This window comes from Candidatus Zixiibacteriota bacterium (genome assembly GCA_040753875.1).
Lineage (GTDB): Bacteria > Zixibacteria > MSB-5A5 > GN15 > FEB-12 > DATKJY01.
In genome coordinates, this window is the sequence record JBFMDV010000009.1 from 55,992 (window position 1) to 71,530 (window position 15,539).

Below are 15,539 nucleotides of genomic sequence, written 5' to 3' on the forward strand. Positions count from 1 at the left end.
GAATGATGTTTCTTCTGTCGATCGTCACGCCGGAACGCGCGTACTATGAGGCGGAGGTCCGGTCACTAACCGCGCCGGGCAGCGAGGGGTATCTTGGTGTGCTTTCCCAGCACGCGCCGCTAATCACGGCGCTCAAGCCGGGCAAGATCGAGTTTCGAGATGCTGAGGATGTCGTGCATGTGCTGGCAGTGTCCGACGGCTTTCTGGAAGTTTCGGCAAACCGGGCGACGATCCTGGCGGATGCGGTTGAGGAAGCGAATGGGATCGACATCGAGCGGGCCAGGGCCGCATACGAGCGGAACAAAGCGCGCATTGTGAAGGCGGGTGCGGGGGAAACCGATATCGACCTGCCGTCGGTGCGTTCGGCTCTGGAGCGAGCGGCTAATCGCATTCGAGTGTATAACGAAACGCACCAGTAGGGGCCCGGACCAGGGGTCAAGCGTGAGCCGGTCGGTTGATACTGGCCGGTTTTTCTTTGTTCTTCAGGTTGACCCTGACCCGGCGGCGGCCGGCCGCAGAAACGAGACAACTCGTTGTGTTGCTGTATGTTGTCGCTGGTGATTCGGCTTGACTTTTCAGGACTATTTGGGTAAAATTAGCGGTTATGATATTGGACCTAAGAGAATTCGATCAGTTTCCGGCGACGGCCGAAGTGGCGGCTCAAAAGGACGAATTTCAATCGTTCGCTCCCGAAGTGACGGCGGTTGACGATGTCCTGTTGCGGGTCACGATCCACAAGTCCGGTCAGGAATATATATGTCACGGGACAGTGCAGGCGCACGTCAAGATGGAGTGCAGCCGCTGCTTGCGCGAATTCTCGACTGAATTGAATATGCCGACCGAGTTTATCGTCCGATCGGATAGTCAGCCGGCGGAAACAATCAAGGGCGTGTTCGACGACCAGGATTATGTCTATATGCACGGACAGAACTTGATGGCCGACCCGGGCGAAATCGTCCGTCAGGCGCTGGTTCTATCTCTCGACATGAAGCCGTTATGTGCGGCGGACTGCAAGGGGTTGTGCCCGCGTTGCGGCGCCAATCTGAATGATGGCGCCTGCAGTTGCCGCCTTGAGCGGATCGATGACCGCTGGAGCGCGTTGAAGAGTCTGCGAAACAATCATACATAGAAAGAGGATACTCGGATGCCCAACCCAAAACGACGACACTCGCGAACGCGCGGGCGGCTGCGCCGCACCGGCTGGAAGATAGCCGTGCCCAACGTGGGCGAGTGCTCCAACTGCCACCAATCGCGTCTGCCGCACCATATCTGCCCGCACTGCGGGTTCTATGACGGGCGCAAGGTGCTTGCCACCCGGGAAGTGTAGTCTGGCGGTCACGCGACCGCGACATTGAGAAACGAAGACAAAAGGAACGAATGACCGGAAACGGCCAGTACACGGTGGCGCTCGATGTCATGGGCGCGGACAAGGGCCCCGGCGACATTATTGATGGGGGCATAAGCGCCGCTCTCAAGCTGGGGGATCGAGTCAAAATCTGTCTGGTCGGTCACAAGGACAAAATGGACCAATACCTGGTCCACCATAAATCGCTTCCCGCGAATGTCTCCATACATCATGCCGAGTCCGAGGTGCCGATGCATATCGCGGCGACGGACGGTGTCAAATTGAAGGACAGTTCGATCTCGGTCGGACTCCGCATGGTGCAGCGCCGAGAGGCGGATGCCTTCGTGTCGCCGGGGAACACCGGTGCCGTGATGGCGTCGTCACTCCTGACGCTCGGTCGGATTGAAGGTGTCAGCCGCCCGGCCATAACGGCGGCGTTCCCGACCAGCGAGGGACGCCCGGCGTTTGTTCTTGATGTGGGTGCCAATGCCGACTGCAAGCCGCAGCATCTTTCGCAGTTTGCGGTCATGGGTTCAGTGTATGCGCAGGCCGTGCTTCATCTGGAAGCCCCCCGGGTGGGACTCATCTCCATCGGGGAAGAGCGCAGCAAAGGAAACGAATTGATATTCGCCGCCCAGGAACTCCTGAAACATTCCAAGATCAACTTCGTGGGAAACATCGAAGGACGCGACATCATGGCGGGAACGGTCGATGTGGCGGTGACCGACGGTTTCACCGGAAATATCCTGCTGAAATTCGCCGAGTCGATCCAGCCGCTCATGATGAAAGCGATTAAGCGCCAGATTCAAACCAATATCTTTTCGCGCATGGGCGCGTACTTGATGCTGCCGTTCCTGAAACGCATGAAGCGGGCGTTCGACTATGCCCAATACGGCGGCGCGCCGCTGCTGGGCGTCAACGGCATCGTGATCATCTGCCACGGTTCTTCGAACTCCATTGCGATCGGCAATGCCGTGCTCGCCGCGTACGAGATGGCGAATCGGGGCATCAAAGAACGGATTCACGACGAATTGATCACAAATCATTTTGGACGTACGAATGGGTCACAAACTAAGCGCGCGGATAGCCGGGACGGGATCGTATACTCCGCCGCACCGGATGACCAACGCTGATCTCGAAAAGTTAGTCGATACATCCGACGATTGGATCGTCAGCCGCACCGGCATCAGGGAGCGACGGATCGCCGCCAACGGCACTGCCACATCCGACCTGGCCGTGGAGGCGTGCCGTCGGGCCATGGACATGGCCGGCGTTCGCAACGACGATATTGATCTGGTGATCAACGGCACGGTCACGCCGGATTACAAACTTCCGTCGACCGCCTGTGTGATACAGGAGAAAATGGGGCTGACCACCGCCGCGGCATTCGACATCGCGGCGGCATGCACCGGGTTCATCAACGGCCTTTCCGTGGCCAAGGCGTTTATCGAAACCGGCCAGTACCGGCGCATACTGGTGGTGGGTTCGGAGAAGCTGTCTTCGATCGTGAACTATACGGATCGCGCCACCTGTGTGTTATTTGGCGACGGCGCCGGTGCTGTGGTCGTGGAAGCCTCGGACTCGGATCGCGGGATCCTCTCGACCTACTTGAAGTCCGACGGCAGACTTCGCGAGTGGCTCTGGGTCGAAGTGGGCGGGACCGCCCGGCCATATACGCCGGAGTACTTATGGAACGGCCGGGACAAGGTCCTTATGAATGGATCGGAAGTGTTCAAGGTGGCTGTGCGCGAGATGAAGAAGGCGGCGCTAAGGGTGATCGAAGATGCCCGGTTGACACCCGCCGACATTTCGTTGCTCGTGCCGCATCAGGCCAACCTGCGGATTATTGCTGCCTTGGCCAAACGGCTGCATATCGGCCATGAGCGGATGTTCTTGAATCTGGAAAAGTACGGCAATACCTCGGCGGCTTCCGTTCCGATCGCGCTCGACGAAGCCAACCGCCAGGGAAGGCTGAAACCGGGTGATCATGTGTTGATGGTGGCGTTCGGCGGCGGGCTTATCTGGGGCGCCGCACTGGTGAGATGGTGAGGAACATGTGAATAACACAGCATTGTTTTTTCCGGGGCAGGCATCCCAATACGTTGGCATGGGCAAAGATCTTCACGACTATTCGGCCGATGTTCGGCTGTTGTACGAGATGGCATCAGATGAGATGGGGATTGACATAGCACGGCTGTCTTTCGAGGGACCAGCCGAGGAGCTGAAACGAACCGCCAACACGCAGCCGGCCATCTTGCTTCATTCGCTCGCGGTGCTGACCATCCTGCGTGAGGAGCTCCCGTCTTTTAGCTTTGCCGCCGGACATTCGCTCGGTGAATATGGTGCCCTGGCAGCGGCCGGAGCGCTCAGTAATGAAAACGCGGTTCGGGCAGTCATCAAGCGCGCGGCGTTGATGGAACAAGCCTGCATACAGAACCCGGGCACAATGGCTGCCATTATCGGTCTTGGCAATGAGCAAGTGGAAGAGGTGTGCAGGAAAGCCTCCATGTCAGGAATCGTCGTTGCCGCAAATTACAACGCGGCGAGTCAGGTTGTGATATCGGGCACCAACGCCGGGGTTGAGGCAGGCATAGCGTTCGCAAAAGAGGCTGGCGCCAAACGGGCGCTCAAGCTCGAAGTAGGCGGTGCGTTTCACTCGCCACTTATGCAGCCGGCCGTAGAATCGCTTGCCGCTTATCTTGAGGGGCTGAAGATCGATCAGGCGGTCCGCCCGGTCATAGCGAATGTCACGGGCCGGCCGGTCTCAGAACCCACCGAAATTCGGCAACTCCTGTCTCAGCAGGTCACAGCTCCCGTTCGCTGGGCACAGACCATGTCGTATCTCGCCGGAACGGGCGTCCGGAGCGTTATCGAAATCGGCCCTGGCAAGGTGCTGGCCGGTATGGCCCGGCGCGAAATGAATCTCGAACAGACCATCAATCTTGACACGCTGGCCGATGTCAAGGCGTTCACCTCGGTCGGCTCACGATAAGGAAGCGTATGGATTTTTCGGGAAAAACGGCACTGGTAACCGGATCGGCGCGCGGTATTGGCCGCGAGATTGCCGAGCAGTTCCTTCGACATGGCGCTCAAGTTGTCATTTGCGACATAGACCAGGCGTCGGTGGATGCCGCGCTGGCCCAGATGGGTTCTTCGGTGTTCGGTGTGAAGGCCGATGTCACCATCGCAGCCGATGTGGAAGCGATGTTCGAACAGGCTATGACCAGATTCGGCAGAGTGGATATCGTGGTCAATAATGCCGGGATCACCCGCGACACGCTCATGATCCGGATGGATGAAAAGGACTGGGACCTGGTGCTTGACATCAATCTGAAAGGGGCGTTTCTTGTCTCCAAGGCGGCCAGCCGCATCATGATGAAGCAGCGGTATGGGCGCATTATTAATATCAGTTCGGTGATCGGCTTGGTCGGCAACGCCGGGCAGGCCAATTATGCGGCATCGAAAGCAGGTCTGATCGGGCTGACCAAGTCGGCGGCTCGCGAGTTGGCGAGCCGGGGCATCACGGTGAATGCCGTTGCTCCCGGGTTCATTGAAACCGAAATGACCAAGAAGTTACCCGAAGCGGCGCGTGCAGCGTTGTTGCAGCAAGTGGTGGTGGGACGCCCGGGGCTGCCGTCTGATGTCGCCGCGACGGTTCTGTTTTTCGCCTCCGATGAGGCGGCATACGTCACCGGCCAGGTATTGGCGGTTGACGGCGGCTTGGCAATGTAGACTAACAACAATATACGCAAAGGAGACAGTTCATGCCTTCAGTCGAAGAAAAAGTCAAGGAAATCATAGTCGAGCAGCTCGGTGTCGAAGCCGGTCAGGTGACGGAAAGCGCCAAGTTCGTGGAAGACCTTGGAGCCGATTCGCTTGATACCGTGGAGCTGGTGATGGCGCTCGAAGAGGAGTTCTCTCTGGAGATCCCGGACGAGGACGCCGAGAAGATCCAGTCGGTCGGTGACGCCATCAGTTACATCAAAGAAAACACCAAGAAGGCCGGCGCCAACTGAGCGCCGGCGCCGCTGCGATACGCAGGCGCGTGCATATATGAAGGTGAGAACGGTCGTGACTGGCTTTGGCGCGGTAACCCCGTTGGGTAACACTGTTGAGACTCTGTGGGAGAATCTGCTTGCCGGTAGGTCCGGCGTGGCGCGGGTCACCCGGTTCAATGTCGACGACTACCCCACGCAGATAGCCGCCGAGGTCAAGGGATTCGACGCTTCACCGTACATTGAAAAGAAAGAGCTGCGACGCATGGACCTGGCCGAGCAGTACGCCATCGTGGCCAGCGAAATGGCGGTCAAGCATGCCGGTCTGGATCTGAAATCGCTCGATCTGGATCGCTGCGGCGTGGTGATCGGTTCCGGCATTGGCGGCATTTCCACCTTCGAGCAGCAGCACAGCACGCTGGTGACCTCGGGACCAGGTCGTGTCTCGCCATTCTTCATTCCCATGATGATCATCGACATGTGCGCCGGATTGGTCTCGATGCGGTTCGGTTTCCGGGGTGCCAATTATGCCACGGTTTCCGCCTGCGCTTCCTCAGCCCATGCCATTGCCGATGCCTACCGTATCGTGCAGCGGGGAGAGGCGGACGTCATGATCGCCGGCGGTGCCGAGGCGACCATTACCCCAACCTCTATGGCGGGATTCTGCCAGGCGCGGGCGATGTCCACGCGCAACGACGAGCCGGAGAAAGCGTCACGGCCTTTTGACAAAGGAAGAGACGGCTTTGTCATGGGTGAGGGCTCGGCTATCATCATCCTGGAATCGCATGAGCATGCGGTGAAACGAGGATCCCATATTTTTGGCGAGATTCTGGGCGCGGGCATGACGGCTGATGCGTACCACATGACAGCACCGCACCCGGAAGGGCATGGGGCAAGGCGCGCCATGCAGGCGGCACTCGTCGATGCCGGCCTGAAAGCGGATCAGATTGACTATATCAATACACACGGCACGGCAACCGACCTTGGCGATATCGCCGAGACCAAGGCGATCAAGGCGGTGCTCGGTGAGCATGCCTACAAGATACCGTGCAATTCCACCAAGTCGCTCACCGGCCATCTGCTGGGCGCGGCAGGGGCGATGGAGTTCATCACCGTGTTGAAGTCGATCGAACACGAGTTGGTACATCCGACCATCAATCTCGACGAGCCGGATCCGGAGTGCGATCTGGACTACGTGCCGCATGTCAAGCGGACTTGGCCGGTGACCTACGCAATGTCCAACTCTTTTGGTTTCGGGGGCCATAACGTCACGCTTCTGGCGGGCAAGGTCAACGGACGAATGTAAGCCACCGGATGAAACTCTGGCAGACTCTCAAAGAACTGTGGGGAGAGTTACACGACGCCGATACTGCGCGCCTGGAGGACCTTCAGGAGATCATTGGGTATCATTTCCGGGATGTGCGTACGCTACAGCTTGGTCTGACACATCGTTCATATTCACGTTCCAACGGCCAGATAATTCCTTCGAATGAACGGCTGGAATTCCTCGGCGATTCTGTACTGGGCCTCGTGATCGCGGCACGGCTTTACGACGATTACCCCGACGAAGGAGAAGGGAACCTCACCAAGACCAAAGCGCTCCTGGTCAACGAGACCACTCTGGCCGGGATTGGCCGGAAGCTGAGGATCAACGTCTATATTCGCCTTTCACCGGAAGAGGAGCGGGCGGGCGGGCGGGAGCGCCCATCCATTATCTCCGATGCGTTCGAATCGATCATCGGGGCCGTCTTTCTTGACGGCGGCCTGGAGCCGGCGCGCGATGTAGTGCTTCGGCTTATCTACACCCACAAGGATCACGTGGTGGCTGATTCCTCGCAACGGAACTACAAGGGGGAGCTGCTGGAGTTGATTCAATCCCGGGGGAATGGTGCGCCGCGCTACGACGTGGTCTCGGAGGTCGGGCCGGACCATGACAAGGTGTTCCATGTGGTGGTGACTATCGGTGGCGAAGAAGCAGGCAAAGGGAGCGGCTCGTCAAAAAAAGAAGCGGAGCAGCGCGCCGCCTGCCAGGCGCTGGAATATCTCGAAGGACGCCCATCCTGATCGCAGGGGCAATAGCCGCAAACTCTCCACATACTCACAGCATTACACATATCATCAGGCATTTCCCGTCGCTCCCTCTGACTTGACTTTGTGGGTACGGTTGGTCATATTAGCTGCCATTAAACGAGTACCGAACTGTCGCTGGAGCGCGCCATGAACATAGTCGTCTTGATAAAGCAGGTGCCGGAGATTGCACTTATCAAAGTTGATGAAGCGGCCAATCAGGTAGTGTTGCCGGCCGGGCCTGGGATTGTCAATCCATTTGATGAATATGCGGTCGAAGAGGGGCTTCGACTGAAAGAGAAGCATGGCGGCACCTGTGTTGTCATGTCGGTCGGGACGGAGCGGACCGAATCGGCGCTGCGCGATTGTCTCGCGCTCGGTGTCGACGACGCCTATCTGCTTTCCGACGAGCTTTTCGCTGGTTCCGACCCACAAGGTATCGGCCGAATCCTGGCGGCCGGGCTGAAAAAACTGGGGACATTCGACCTGATACTGGCCGGCAAACAGGCGATCGATTCCGATTCCGCCCAGGTGCCGGCAGCCGTGGCGGCACATCTGGATATCCCGCAGTCGCTGTTTGTGAAGAAATTCGAATCGGTCGCGTCCGATAAAGTGACGGTGTTTCGCACGACCGAAGACGGGTACGATGTTGTGGAGGTCATGCTTCCCGCCGTGGTCTCGGTGGTGAAAGAGATAAACGAGCCCAGGCTGCCATCGTTGAAAGGCAAAATGGCCGCCAAGAAGAAGACCATCATCAAGTGGTCGGCCTCGGAACTCGGGTTGAACGGCGAAGGTATCGGCGTCAATTCCGGCACGAAGACACTGAAAGTCTCTCCCCCGCCGCCACGGACCAAAGGAGAGATGATAACCGGCGGGTCGCCCGAAGAGATCGCCGAAAACCTGTTCAAGAAACTTCGAGAGAATCAGATCATCTGAGCACAGAGGCCGCCCCCAGGCGGCCTTTCTCATAGCTGTCGCTCGATGCGCATATACAGGTTGGACAGTACCGCAGAAATAGTCGCCGGTGACGGCACGCGTTTGCGTGAACTGCTACATCCGGGGCGCAGGTACCCGTTCTCCGGCCGATATTCGCTGGCACATGCGGTACTCCCAAGCGGCCAACGATCACGGAAGCACCGGTTGACCGGTGACGAAGTCTATGTAATTCTCCAGGGTGAGGGGATTCTGCATGTCGATAATGAGTCGTCGCCGGTGTCACCGATGGACGTGATTGAGATTCCGCCGGGCTCCATCCAATGGCTTGAGAACACGGGTGCATGTGAGTTGGCCTTTCTCTGTATTGTCGATCCAGCGTGGCAGGTACACGACGAAAAGATCCTGGAATAGTTGTCCGGCGTTTTCACCAGATACCCCCTGACCGACACGTATTTCAACTTTGACACGCCAATTTGTGTGTTTCTATATTCCGACATGGTGAGACGGGCACGATTCTCCGGACGATATTCCACTGCCCATATCATGGGACTCCTCTTTGGCATCAACTTGCTGGTGGCTGCCGCTTATGCCGCCGATCCGGTCCGCTTTGCGCTCACCGACCTTCGGGTCATGTATCTGTTCGAGCAGCCGGAGGATATTGACTGGGGAACAATCTATTACCTCAACGATCAACACGGTTGTGAAGTGGATCTGGTGTCGTTGCGGCCAAGTGCGACTTTCATGCACCAGACCACTGAGCTCGCAGGTTCCAAGCTGGCTCTGAGACAATGCGTGGTGGGGGACACAACTGCTGTCGGCTATGACTCTCTTTTGCTCAAGCTCTATGGTGACCGCCCGCCGAACATCGTGGTATTTGGTGACGTCGGGGCCGGACCGCTGTACCGGGGGCTTAGGATAGCGGTACTGGGACGAGCGCTGGACACCACTGCCCTGTTCGGCATTTCAAAAGTGTATCAACTTGGGCCTGCCGATCAGGACACCATCGACAGCCGGTCGTCGGTGCTTCTGAATCCGCGTGAAAAATATGAGCTGTATCGCCAGCGGATACAGGATGAGGTCCCGCGCCTGCTTCCCCGGTTGGCGCCCCAATGGTATTCCCCACCCAGCCTCATCAGGTACTCTTTGGTGTACCGTTCTCCATTGCTGGTCGGCGCCGATGCAGACTTTGTCTCCGGGCTGCCGACCTGGCAATTGCCCACTGTCCTGGAAGCTTGCCTGCCCGACGGGGCCGTTAAAGAAGCGTATCTCAGGCGGTCGCGGACGGTTATCTCATATCTCGTGTCGGCCCGGAACGGAGTCGAGCAGCTTCGAATGAGCGCGCTTGTCGGTGCCTATGAAGAAGCCGCGGCATTATCACATCAGGTCCATGCCAACCGCGCCTTGATGGAACGGCCGGGACTGGGGTCGTATATCAATGACTTGATGTCCGGCGTCACCAATGCGCTCCTGCGGGAACTTGGAATACGATGGAACGGGAAGATTATCGTGCGCGATTCACCTGACGGCCCCAAGCTCAAGTTTGTGGCGTCACTCTCAGCCGAGGGGGGGGCGTCGGTGCAACTGGCCTCTGTTCGCTTTCTTCCCTACTGGGATTCTGCCGACGTGATTCTCGATTCGGTGCAGCACGCTGTCAGCGCCCACCAGACATTCGTCCAGGAGTATCTCGTGGATGTGGCAAAGGCTCGCCTGGAGGCAGAGCAGCCGGAGTCGCTGTTGTTCATTGCCGATGTAACAACCGGAAATCTCACGTTTCCATTCCAAACGGCCATGCCGATCTGGGAGGCGCCCGACGTTTCGGTAAGGTTTCAACCGAGTTTCTATTTCATTCCGCCTGTCGCCCAGTTGAATATCGACAAGGTGGTAGCTTCGATGCATTGGCAGGCAGTGATCTCCAAGCCTACCTACTATCGGGGCTCGATCGGCGTCAATCTGGAGACGCCCAAAGGGATGTTCGCCGGCGCGTACCAATCGCGGCTGTCGCTTGAAAAGGGGCGCACGCGACATTCGTTTAGCATTCCCTTTTCGGTATCGAACCTGTTTGAACTCGGCGTGCAAGAGGCCACGGTTTCACTGTCGCTGAATGGGCGTATGGTGACCGCAGACACCGGGCGTATACGGATTGCTGCATGCCAGATTGATGATACGATCAAGATCGCGTTCCTGCCGGACAGCACCGGACTTCTCGAGGATGTACTCCGTATGACCGGTGCGGGGTTCCAACCCTTGACCGACCGTTCTCTCACCACCTCCGATCTGAGCGCCTATAATGTGATAGTCATCGGCTCCGGTTCCTTTCGGGAGTTCCCATCGCTTCGGGCGGCCCGTGGCGGATTCGAGGATTTCGTCCGCGCCGGTGGTTCGTTGATCATTCTTGGCCAGCCGCCTGACTGGCCGCAGGGTATTCTTCCGCTTGAGCTGACGCCGGGAACCGAGGAACTCTCCTCCACGGACATTTTCAACCAACAGCCAACTTCAGAACTCCTGAGGGCACCATACCAGATCTCTGATCAAGGTTTGCTGGAGCCGTTGTCACAGAAGGCGATTGTAGCGTCAGCGGTGGTCAGTCCGGGAGACAAACTGTACGTATCACCATCGGGCGCGGCAATCCTGTCGGTGACGCGACTCGGTAACGGCAGCATAGTCTATTGCGGCTATCCCTTGCTCGACATGATCGCCGAGTTGAACATCGATGCGATTCACCTTTTCGCCAATCTGCTGAACTATTAGCTTCCCCAAGTGTTACAACATCTCACTGATTAGTGGCTGACGACTGTACATGGCTGACCGCACGCAACCACATACGTCCGCAGGACGATTTGCCGTTATTTTCAAGTATCTGCGTAACTACAAGGGGTACTTGATATTCGGCGGGATCGCGGTGATCCTGGCCAACGGCCTGCAACTTATCAACCCCTATTTGACTAAACTCGTCTTTGACCGGCTGGAACAGAAGGCTCCTGCCGGCGAGATTGTGAAGTTCGCTGTGGCTATCGTGCTGCTGGCGCTGTTTGCCGGAGTTTTCCGGTTCTTCATGCGGAGGACGATCATTTGGATGTCCCGCTGGCTGGAATACAATCTGAGGGGGGAACTGTTCGATCATCTGCTCAAGCTGTCGCCATCATTTTATGATCGAACCCGCACCGGCGATATCATGGCGCGCGCCACCAACGATCTCGAAGCGGTTCGCATGATGATCGGCCCGGGTGTGATGCAGATCGCCAACACGATTGTGACCGTGACCGTGGCCTTGTCGTTTATGATCTATCTGTCCCCCAAACTCACGCTGTATGCGATGGTGCCCGCACTCGTGGTGCCGTTTCTGGTGAACCGGTTGGGGAATCTCGTGCATAAGAAGTTCGTTAAGATACAGGAGCATTTCTCCACCCTCACGGCGGTGGCTCAGGAGAACCTGGCCGGTGTGCGGGTAGTGAAAGCGTACCGCCAGGAACCCCAGGAGATCGAGCATTTCGCGGGGATCTCTTCCCAATACGTTCGCCTCAATCTCGATATGGCACGGGTGTACGGCGTATTGTTCCCCCTGATTATCTTCATAGCCTCCCTGCTCAACTTGAGCGTGCTCTATTTCGGCGGACTTGAAGTTATGGGCGGGAAGATACCGTTGGGCACGATGGTGGCATTCTTCGCTTATCTCACGATGCTCTTCTGGCCTATGATGGCCGGCGGCTGGGTGGTGTCACTCTACCAGCAAGGGACAGCATCGCTGGATCGGATCAACACGATTCTGTACACGCCACCGGATATTGCCGATGATGACCGCGCCAGTTACGAACAACCGATGAAAGGGAAGATCGAGTTTCGCAATCTCCGGTTCGGCTACAACGGTCAACGTGTGCTTGATGGTATAACGCTGACAATCGAGCCAGGGCAAACACTCGGTATCGTGGGGCCGATCGGTTCGGGCAAGACGACGCTGATCGCGCTCCTGACCCGTCTCTATCCGGTCGAACGTGGGGAGCTGTTTATCGACGGGGTCGATGTCAACGACTGGAAACTGAACGCTCTGCGGCGGCAGGTCGGCTGCGCCACGCAGGAGCCGTTCCTCTTCTCGGAATCTATTGCCGACAACGTTCGGTTCGGACGAGTGGAAGCGAACCTGAGTCGCGTGTCGGCCACCGGTGAAACTGCCGCGCTGAGCAAGGATATCGCGTTATTCACCGATTCGTACGAGACGATTGTCGGCGAGCGGGGCATCACGCTCTCCGGCGGACAGAAGCAACGGACCGCGATCGCCCGTGCGCTGCTGATTGAGCCGGCAATCGTCATCCTCGACGACGCCACGTCGGCTGTGGATACCGAAACCGAAGACGAGATCAACGAGCGGATGAAAGCGGCACTGGAGCATCGCACGACGCTGATCATTTCGCACCGGATGAGCTCGGTCAAGGAAGCGGACATTATCATCTATCTGGACAACGGGCGAATAGTCGAGCAGGGGGATCACGATTCGTTGATGCGCGTGGACGGCTACTATGCCGACCTGTATCGGGCACAATTGCTGGCGAAAGAGCTGGAGAAGCTGCAGTGACGGCCAAAGGGTACCACGAGGAAGAGGCGCTCGGCAAGGCATACGATGCCCGACTGATGAGACGGCTGCTGTCCTATCTGAAGCCGTATCGAAAGTGGGTCGCGGCGGCGGTGACGCTGCTGCTGGTCGGTTCCGCAGCGCAGATCGGCTTGACCATTCTGACGCAATCCGCAATCGACAACTATATCACGACACAAGATGTCCATGGGTTCGGACTGATGATACTGGTCTACTTCGGCGTCATGCTGCTCGCGCTTTTCGCCACCTATGCGGAAACGTATATCACCATGTGGCTGGGACAACGGGTACAGTACGATATCCGCATGCAGGTATTCGGCCATCTTCAGCGTTTGCATCTGGGATTTTATGATAAAAACCCGGTGGGGCGGCTGCTGACGCGGGTCACCAACGATGTCAACGTGCTGAATGAGATGTTTTCGTCCGGTGTGGTGACGATCATCGGCGACCTGTTCATGCTGTTCCTGATCATAGGCGCCCTGCTGCATTACAATTGGCATCTGGCGTTGATCACGTTCATGGTGCTTCCGCTCCTGGTGATCGCCACCACCATTTTCCGCTACAAGGTGCGGAATGTGTACCGGGTTGTGCGCCTCACGTTGGCCCGGCTCAATGCCTTCATGCAGGAGCATGTCACCGGTATCAGGATCGTCCAGCTGTTCGTTCAGGAGAAGCGGATATATGACAAATTCGACCGGATCAATACCGACCTGCGCAGTGCCCACTTCCGGTCCGTGCTTTACTATGCCGTGTTTTTCCCGACGGTCGAGTTGATCGGCGCACTCTCGGTTGGTCTGCTGTTGTATTACGGAGGACTGCGCATCAACGAGGGGACGCTCACGTTCGGTGCGCTGGTGGCGTTCATCCAACTCGTGCAGCGGTTCTATCGGCCGATAGCCGACCTGGCGGAAAAGTACAATATCCTCCAATCGGCGATGGCGTCATCGGAGCGAATATTCGGCCTCCTCGACACGCCACCGGCGATCATCGATATGCCCGTCACTAAGAAGGTGGAGCGGTATTCAGGAAGGATCGAACTGGATCAAGTCTGGTTTGCCTATAACGATGAAAACTGGGTGCTCCAGGACGTATCATTTACGGTGGAGCCGAAAGAAAAAGTGGCCATTGTGGGGGCGACCGGAGCAGGGAAAAGCTCGCTTATATCGCTATTGTTCCGGTTCTACGATTATCAAAAGGGGAGTATCCGGATCGACGGAGCCGAATTAAAGGAGTTATCGGTCGAAGAAGCCCGCCGTCACCTGGGATTGGTGTTGCAGGATGTTTATCTCTTCAGTGGGGACCTTGCCTCCAACGTGCGGCTTCGCAATACCGAGATCTCCGACGACCAGGTTCACAAGGCGTTGGATCGGGTCGGCTATACCCGGTTCCTGAACGGCAACGGCGACGGCATTCACGCCGAGATTCGGGAGAGGGGCGCCACGCTGTCGACAGGACAGAAGCAGTTGTTGTCGTTTGCCCGGGCGCTGGCGTTCGATCCGGAAATCCTGATACTCGATGAGGCCACCAGTTCAGTTGACACGGAGACGGAGCAGCTGATCCAAAAGGCGCTCGAGGAGTTGCTCAAAGACCGAACGTCGATCGTGATCGCGCACCGGCTTTCGACTATCGAGAAAGCGGATAAAATCGTGGTGCTGCACCACGGCAGGGTGCGGGAGATCGGTCGCCACGAAGAACTCTTGCGCCGGCAGGGAATCTACTACAAACTGTACCAGATGCAGTACAAGAAACAGGATATCGCCACTGGAGCCGAGGCGCGGGCGGCGGGATGACATCGATAGTATCTTCGGCTGAACAGAAGAAGCTTATGGCATTCGCATCGGGCCTGGCGCTTGGAGCAGGCACCATTCTGCGAAGCGGTTTCCACAAACGCCTGGCGGTCACCTACAAAGGACGGATCAATCCTGTGACCGATCTTGACCTCAAGTCCGAGCGACATATCGTGAATGCCATTCGCAGGCGATATCCGGATCACGACATTCTGGCCGAAGAAGGGAGCAGAGGCGGTGACCGGTCGGAGTTCCGGTGGATTATCGACCCGCTCGACGGAACGGTCAATTACGCACATGGTTTCCCGGTGTATTGTGTGTCGATCGGGCTCGAGTACCGTGGCAAGGTGCTCCTCGGTGTTGTCTACGACCCCGAGCGTAATGAACTGTTCCATGCCATCGCGAAACGTGGTGCCTTCATGGACCGGGACCGTATCTATGTATCGTCTGAAAGACGTCTGGAGCGGGCGCTCTTGGCCACCGGGTTCGCCTACGATATCGCCACTGCCCGCAAGAACAACCTGGGTTTGTTTGCCCGCATGGCCAAGCGAGCACAGGGGGTCCGAAGGCCCGGCTCGGCCGCGATCGATATCTGCTGGCTGGCGTCGGGGCGAGTCGACGGTTTCTGGGAGTTGAAACTCCACCCCTGGGACACGGCGGCGGCGGTACTGGTGCTTATCGAGGCGGGTGGGCGAGCGACACGAATAAACGGCTCGGAGTATTCTATATTTGACCCGGATATGCTGGCTTCCAACGGCCATTTGCACCGGGTGATGTCGCACGTGTTGAATGGACGATAGCGGTTTGATGACGATATACATGAC

16 protein-coding genes are annotated in these 15,539 nt (G+C 57.6%); all 16 read left to right on the top strand.

What is annotated here, in order from left to right; all coding sequences use genetic code 11:
- The first annotated feature begins 2 nt into the window (after window positions 1–2).
- The 16 genes from atpC to AB1644_04665 all read left to right on the top strand — a co-directional run bounded on the left by atpC (window position 3) and on the right by AB1644_04665 (window position 15,515).
- Window positions 3–419: an ATP synthase F1 subunit epsilon gene (gene atpC / locus AB1644_04590; GenBank protein MEW6050325.1), complete on the top strand. Its 417-nt coding sequence runs from the start codon at window positions 3–5 to the stop codon at window positions 417–419.
- A gap of 191 nt (window positions 420–610) precedes the next feature.
- Window positions 611–1,129: a DUF177 domain-containing protein gene (locus AB1644_04595; protein MEW6050326.1), complete on the top strand. Its 519-nt coding sequence runs from the start codon at window positions 611–613 to the stop codon at window positions 1,127–1,129.
- 15 nt (window positions 1,130–1,144) lie between these two features.
- Complete coding sequence (gene rpmF / locus AB1644_04600) at window positions 1,145–1,327, top strand: 50S ribosomal protein L32 (protein MEW6050327.1); 183 nt, start codon at window positions 1,145–1,147, stop codon at window positions 1,325–1,327.
- Between the two features lie 50 nt (window positions 1,328–1,377).
- The gene (gene plsX / locus AB1644_04605; protein MEW6050328.1) at window positions 1,378–2,478 is read left to right on the top strand and encodes a phosphate acyltransferase PlsX; all 1,101 of its coding nucleotides are present in this window, start codon (window positions 1,378–1,380) and stop codon (window positions 2,476–2,478) included.
- On the top strand, window positions 2,405–3,394 hold the full coding sequence (locus tag AB1644_04610; GenBank protein ID MEW6050329.1) for a beta-ketoacyl-ACP synthase III: 990 nt from the start codon (window positions 2,405–2,407) through the stop codon (window positions 3,392–3,394). Before plsX ends, AB1644_04610 begins: the two co-directional genes overlap by 74 nt.
- Window positions 3,395–3,401: 7 nt before the next feature.
- Window positions 3,402–4,337, top strand: a complete 936-nt coding sequence (gene fabD / locus AB1644_04615; GenBank protein MEW6050330.1) for an ACP S-malonyltransferase — start codon at window positions 3,402–3,404, stop codon at window positions 4,335–4,337.
- A gap of 8 nt (window positions 4,338–4,345) precedes the next feature.
- Window positions 4,346–5,077: a 3-oxoacyl-[acyl-carrier-protein] reductase gene (gene fabG / locus AB1644_04620; GenBank protein MEW6050331.1), complete on the top strand. Its 732-nt coding sequence runs from the start codon at window positions 4,346–4,348 to the stop codon at window positions 5,075–5,077.
- A 32-nt stretch (window positions 5,078–5,109) separates the two neighbouring features.
- Window positions 5,110–5,361, top strand: a complete 252-nt coding sequence (gene acpP / locus AB1644_04625) for an acyl carrier protein (GenBank protein ID MEW6050332.1) — start codon at window positions 5,110–5,112, stop codon at window positions 5,359–5,361.
- Between the two features lie 37 nt (window positions 5,362–5,398).
- Complete coding sequence (gene fabF / locus AB1644_04630; GenBank protein ID MEW6050333.1) at window positions 5,399–6,646, top strand: beta-ketoacyl-ACP synthase II; 1,248 nt, start codon at window positions 5,399–5,401, stop codon at window positions 6,644–6,646.
- Between the two features lie 8 nt (window positions 6,647–6,654).
- Window positions 6,655–7,404, top strand: coding sequence for a ribonuclease III (gene rnc, locus AB1644_04635; GenBank protein ID MEW6050334.1), 750 nt, complete (start codon window positions 6,655–6,657; stop codon window positions 7,402–7,404).
- Between the two features lie 153 nt (window positions 7,405–7,557).
- Window positions 7,558–8,343: an electron transfer flavoprotein subunit beta/FixA family protein gene (locus tag AB1644_04640; protein MEW6050335.1), complete on the top strand. Its 786-nt coding sequence runs from the start codon at window positions 7,558–7,560 to the stop codon at window positions 8,341–8,343.
- A gap of 45 nt (window positions 8,344–8,388) precedes the next feature.
- Complete coding sequence (locus tag AB1644_04645; protein MEW6050336.1) at window positions 8,389–8,754, top strand: cupin domain-containing protein; 366 nt, start codon at window positions 8,389–8,391, stop codon at window positions 8,752–8,754.
- Window positions 8,755–8,838: 84 nt separating this feature from the next.
- Complete coding sequence (locus tag AB1644_04650) at window positions 8,839–11,091, top strand: hypothetical protein (protein ID MEW6050337.1); 2,253 nt, start codon at window positions 8,839–8,841, stop codon at window positions 11,089–11,091.
- Between the two features lie 49 nt (window positions 11,092–11,140).
- Window positions 11,141–12,910 carry an ABC transporter ATP-binding protein gene (locus AB1644_04655; protein ID MEW6050338.1) on the top strand — a complete coding sequence of 590 codons (1,770 nt, stop codon included), beginning with the start codon at window positions 11,141–11,143 and terminating at the stop codon, window positions 12,908–12,910.
- The gene (locus tag AB1644_04660; GenBank protein ID MEW6050339.1) at window positions 12,907–14,718 is read left to right on the top strand and encodes an ABC transporter ATP-binding protein; all 1,812 of its coding nucleotides are present in this window, start codon (window positions 12,907–12,909) and stop codon (window positions 14,716–14,718) included. The genes AB1644_04655 and AB1644_04660 overlap by 4 nt, the downstream gene beginning before the upstream one ends.
- On the top strand, window positions 14,715–15,515 hold the full coding sequence (locus AB1644_04665) for an inositol monophosphatase family protein (protein ID MEW6050340.1): 801 nt from the start codon (window positions 14,715–14,717) through the stop codon (window positions 15,513–15,515). Before AB1644_04660 ends, AB1644_04665 begins: the two co-directional genes overlap by 4 nt.
- Window positions 15,516–15,539: the final 24 nt, after the last annotated feature.

Excerpts from the sequence above, each read along its gene's own strand:
- atpC (MEW6050325.1), top strand. The coding sequence starts at position 3 with ATGATGTTTCTTCTGTCGATCGTCACGCCGGAACGCGCGTACTATGAG.
- rpmF (MEW6050327.1), top strand. The coding sequence starts at position 1,145 with ATGCCCAACCCAAAACGACGACACTCGCGAACGCGCGGGCGGCTGCGC.
- plsX (MEW6050328.1), top strand. The coding sequence starts at position 1,378 with ATGACCGGAAACGGCCAGTACACGGTGGCGCTCGATGTCATGGGCGCG.
- AB1644_04610 (MEW6050329.1), top strand. The coding sequence starts at position 2,405 with ATGGGTCACAAACTAAGCGCGCGGATAGCCGGGACGGGATCGTATACT.
- fabG (MEW6050331.1), top strand. The coding sequence starts at position 4,346 with ATGGATTTTTCGGGAAAAACGGCACTGGTAACCGGATCGGCGCGCGGT.
- acpP (MEW6050332.1), top strand. The coding sequence starts at position 5,110 with ATGCCTTCAGTCGAAGAAAAAGTCAAGGAAATCATAGTCGAGCAGCTC.
- fabF (MEW6050333.1), top strand. The coding sequence starts at position 5,399 with ATGAAGGTGAGAACGGTCGTGACTGGCTTTGGCGCGGTAACCCCGTTG.
- rnc (MEW6050334.1), top strand. The coding sequence starts at position 6,655 with ATGAAACTCTGGCAGACTCTCAAAGAACTGTGGGGAGAGTTACACGAC.
- AB1644_04640 (MEW6050335.1), top strand. The coding sequence starts at position 7,558 with ATGAACATAGTCGTCTTGATAAAGCAGGTGCCGGAGATTGCACTTATC.
- AB1644_04645 (MEW6050336.1), top strand. The coding sequence starts at position 8,389 with ATGCGCATATACAGGTTGGACAGTACCGCAGAAATAGTCGCCGGTGAC.
- AB1644_04650 (MEW6050337.1), top strand. The coding sequence starts at position 8,839 with ATGGTGAGACGGGCACGATTCTCCGGACGATATTCCACTGCCCATATC.
- AB1644_04655 (MEW6050338.1), top strand. The coding sequence starts at position 11,141 with ATGGCTGACCGCACGCAACCACATACGTCCGCAGGACGATTTGCCGTT.
- AB1644_04665 (MEW6050340.1), top strand. The coding sequence starts at position 14,715 with ATGACATCGATAGTATCTTCGGCTGAACAGAAGAAGCTTATGGCATTC.